The organism is Protofrankia sp. CiP1_Cm_nod3 (assembly GCF_982290655.1).
The window spans coordinates 86399-90505 of record NZ_CEVIVD010000004.1; the positions used below are offsets into that span (position 1 = coordinate 86399).

The following is a 4107-nucleotide window of genomic DNA, read 5'->3' on the forward strand; positions in this document are numbered from 1 at the left end:
ACGGCCTGCCCGGCGCGAATGCGGCGGAATTGCTGAGAAGTCGGTCACCTCCCGATAGGCACACCGTCCCGGCCGGCTCCGCGCCGGGACGGGTCGCGTAACGTGAGGCCCGTGACAGACGTGGTGTTGCGCCTGGACTCGGTAACTGTTGTGCGGGATGGCGCGACGCTCCTTTCCGACATCCACTGGACCGTTGCCGACGGTGAACGCTGGGTCATTCTCGGGCCGAACGGCGCCGGGAAGACAACCCTGCTCCAGGTGGCGGCGAGCCGGGTTTTCCCGACTCGCGGAACGGTCGACCTGCTCGGCGGCCGGCTCGGTGAGGTCGACGCGTTCGACCTGCGCAGCCGGGTGGGCCTGGCGAGTTCGGCGGTCGCGGACCTCCTGCCGGCCACCGAACGCGTCCTCGACGTGGTCATGACGGCCGCGTGGGCGGTGCTCGGGCGGGCCACCGAGAAATACACCGATGACGACCGGTGGCGGGCCCTTGAGCTGCTCACCCAGGTCGGCTGCCGGAATCTCGCCGACCGGCGGTACGGCACCCTGTCCGAAGGCGAGCGCAAGCGCGTCCAGATTGCGCGTGCGCTGATGACCGACCCCGAGCTACTGCTGATGGACGAACCGGCCGCCGGGCTCGATCTGGGGGCCCGTGAGGCCCTGCTGGCGCGGCTGACCCGGCTGGTCGCGGACCCGCTGTCGCCGGTGACCATCATGGTCAGCCACCACGTGGAGGAAATTCCGCCGGGTGTGACCCATGCGCTGCTGCTGCGCGCCGGCCGGGTGGTCGCGGCCGGGCCCGTCGAGACGGTCCTGACCGGCCCGGCGCTGTCGGCGTGCTTTGGCATTCCCCTTGAGGTCGGTGCCGGTGCCGGCCGGTTCTCCGCGCGGCTGACGCCCGTCTTCCAGCATTCGGGGCGTACCGCGCCGTCTGTCTGAGCCGTCCGTCTGAGCGTCTGTCCGGGCCGTCCGGGCCGTCCGGGCGATGGGCGCTGTTTCCCGTGGGCGGCTGTTCCCAGCGGGTGGCCGCGTTCTGGCGGGCGTGTTCTGGCGGGCGTGTTCTAGCGGGGACGGTCGAGCAGCGCCCACAGCCATCCTGGCCCCGCCGTGGCCGCGCCCACAGCGTGGACGCGGGCGCGGAGCGCGCGGTCCGCGGTGATGACGACAACGGCGCCACGTCCCTGTTGGACCGCCGCGGCGGCCGCCGCCACGATCGTGTCGTCACCCGCCGCGGGGGCGTGGACGACAACGAGCCCGGCGGGCCGGTTGCCCGGCTCACCGGCGCCGGGCCGCCCGCTCGCGGCGACCCCGGCCCGGGCCGCCCCTTCGAGCACCAGGATCACCTCGGCCGGCAGGTCCTCCCTGGCCGGCAGATCCTCGCTGGCCGCCGCCCGTGGCGTGGAGGCCCCCTGGCACAGCGCGGACAGGCGTCCGTGCAGGCGTGCGGCGGCGGCCGCGCGATCGCGCCACCATCCGTCCGGGCGGGCTCCTATCACATTTGCCGCATCGACGATCCATGTCCGCTCATCCACCGTGGCTCCTTGGGCGCTACTACCGGGCCAGCTCTACTACCAGACCGTGAATCGGATGAGCGCGGCTGCGGCCCATACGTGGTGTATCGCATTCGCAGGTGCGGGATCCTTGATGGCGTTGCGTGGCGCTCACCGCTGCCGGCCGGACCGTGACGTCCTTGTCTGCGCCGACCACCGGCGTTTCGGATCGGAAGTCGTGATTCGGCGACAACTCATGATCAAAATTTATCCTGACGGTGGCCTCCAGCGCTTTGGCTAGACGTGACTCACGTCTACCTGAGGGACGTTGTGTGGTGTCGATGACGCCGCGGACGGCATGTCGCGGGCGATGGCGGTCGCGCGTGTCCGAACCAGCAGTTACAGTTCTTCCTGATGACGTGGTAATACTAGTCTCGAAGAGTTCCGCGGTTCGCTGACCTGAAGGAGAGAGGCATGGCGCAGAAGACCATCGTGTCGTTGATTGACGATCTCGATGGACACGAGGCCGATGAGACTGTTCGGTTCGGGCTGGACGGCGCTTCGTACGAGATCGATCTGTCCGAGAAGAACGCCACCAAGCTGCGTGAGTCGTTGGCTCCGTTCGTTGGGGCGGCGCGTCGCTCGGGTGGCCGGGCAACTGCCGCCCGCCGTGGGCAGCGCGGCGCTTCTCGTCGTACCGGCGGCACCGACCGTACCGCTGACATTCGTGAGTGGGCGCGAGCCAACGGTTACACGGTCAGTGACCGTGGTCGTATCGCCTCCAACATCGTCGAGGCGTACGACAAGGCTCACTGAGCCGCTCTCGGCCGCATTCGTCCAGTTGCCCGAATCCCACGCGGTCACAACTGTTTTCGCGTGGTCGCGGGCGCACGGGGCCGGCTGCGGCCGAGCGGTGGACCATGACGCGGGGGGTCAGTCGTACGGCGGTGCCGGCGCGGAAGAGGCCGGGCCCCTGGTTGGTGCCGCTTATGGCCAATTTGGGGCATGTGGCAGTGCTGTTTTCTGGGCGACAGGTTGTCGGGCCCGCAACCTGTCGCCCAGGTCATGCCCGGGCTCAGGTGCCGCGGTGGCGGGCCATCCAGTTTTCCAGCTCCCCCCGGGCGCGGGGAAGCGCGGCCGACAGGTTGCGGTGGCCCGCGGTGGTGACGAGAATGTCATCCTCAATCCGCACCCCGATCCCGCGCAGCTCCGGCGGCACCGTAATGTCGTTGGGCTGGAAGTACAGCCCCGGCTCGACCGTGAGCACCATCCCGGCCGTGAGTGGGCCGTCGCGGTAAGCTTCGTCACGGGCGTGGGCGCAGTCGTGGACGTCGAGGCCCAACATGTGTGACGTGGAGTGCAGGGTATACCTGCGATGCAGGCCCGCGTTCGGTGCTTCGGGGTCTTCCGCGAGAGACTCCTCGACGCTGACCGGGAGCAGCCCCCAGCCGTGCAGCGCCTCGGCTATCACCCGCATTGCCGCCCGGTGCGGGTCGAGGAACTGTGCGCCCGGTCGCACCGCTTCGATTCCGGCCTGCTGGGCCGCGAGGACCACGTCGTACACCTGACGCTGCACATCGCTGAAATGTCCGTTCACGGGAAGCGTGCGTGTGATGTCGGCGGTGTAAAGCGAGCGGGACTCGACACCCATGTCCAGCAGCGCGAGGTCGCCGGGCCGTACCGGCCCGTCGTCACGGACCCAGTGCAGGATGGTGGCGTGGTGGCCGCAGGCGACGATGGAGCCGTACCCGACGTCGTTGCCGTCGACCCGGGCGCGGCGCCAGAACGTGCCCTCCAGCCACCGTTCGCCGTTGGGCAGTGTCATCGCGTGGTCCAGCTCACGCACGCATTCGGAAAAGCCCAGGACGGTGGCGGCGATCGCCTGCTCCAGCAGGGCCGTTTCGTGCTCGTCCTTGACCAGCCGCAGCTCGGAGAGGACCTGGGCCAGCTCCGTGTCCCGGTCGGTCCCGGCGGGGGTGGATGCTTCCCGGCCGGCGGGCGTGTACCGCAGGACCGCGCGGTCCACCTGCTCGTCCTGGCCGCGTACCACCCGGGTCGTCGCCGGTGACAGCCGGGCCAGCGCCTCGGCGAGCTCGTCGAGCGGGCGGCAGGTGATCTCGAGAGCCGCCGACGTCTCCCGTACCCCCGCGCGTGGTCCCACCCACAGTTCGCCGTAGCGCCGGTCGGTGTAGAAGGCCGGTGTGGAACGGTCCGAGCGGTCGGCGACATACAGGACGGCGTCGTGGTCGCCACCGGGGCTCGGACGCAGAATCACCACGGCGTCCGGCTCGTGACAACCGGTCAGCCAGAAGAAATCACTGCCCGGCCGGAACGGGTAATCGGTGTCATTCGCCCGTACCTTGAGCCCACCGCTGGGCACCACCAGCGTCTCGGCCGGGAATCGTGAGCTCAGCAGCGCGCGCCGCTTGGCCGCGTACTGGGCCACATCCTGGGCCGCGTACTGTGCCACATCGTCACGGGCCGGCGTCGGCTCCGCGGTGGACACCCAGCCGGTGGCCATGAATCGGCGGAAGGCGGAAGGTGGCTGCTGGTCGTGGCTGGCCTGTCCCGCCGGCGAAGCGGGCCCGGTGACGGAACCGCCGCTGGAACTGGGAGCAGC

At 69.9% G+C, this 4107-nt stretch carries 4 protein-coding genes; 2 read left to right on the forward strand and 2 right to left on the reverse strand.

Going from position 1 to position 4107, the window contains the following annotated elements:
• The first annotated feature begins 111 nt into the window (after positions 1–111).
• On the forward strand, positions 112–936 hold the full coding sequence (locus AC5LUJ_RS02370) for an ABC transporter ATP-binding protein (RefSeq protein WP_250285930.1): 825 nt from the start codon (positions 112–114) through the stop codon (positions 934–936).
• A gap of 122 nt (positions 937–1058) precedes the next feature.
• Here the strand turns inward: AC5LUJ_RS02370 and AC5LUJ_RS02375 are convergent, their stop codons facing one another.
• The gene (locus AC5LUJ_RS02375) at positions 1059–1529 is read right to left on the reverse strand and encodes a hypothetical protein (RefSeq protein ID WP_250285931.1); all 471 of its coding nucleotides are present in this window, start codon (positions 1527–1529) and stop codon (positions 1059–1061) included.
• Positions 1530–1961: 432 nt separating this feature from the next.
• Here AC5LUJ_RS02375 and AC5LUJ_RS02380 point away from each other — a divergent pair, with 432 nt between their 5' ends.
• A complete protein-coding gene (locus AC5LUJ_RS02380) occupies positions 1962–2303 on the forward strand; it encodes a histone-like nucleoid-structuring protein Lsr2 (RefSeq protein ID WP_013874753.1) in 342 nt (113 codons plus the stop codon).
• Positions 2304–2562: 259 nt separating this feature from the next.
• On the opposite strand, the gene AC5LUJ_RS02385 is transcribed toward AC5LUJ_RS02380, so the two are convergent.
• Positions 2563–4107 (reverse strand): aminopeptidase P family protein (locus AC5LUJ_RS02385; RefSeq protein ID WP_445548518.1); only part of this gene is annotated, 1545 nt, incomplete at its 5' end.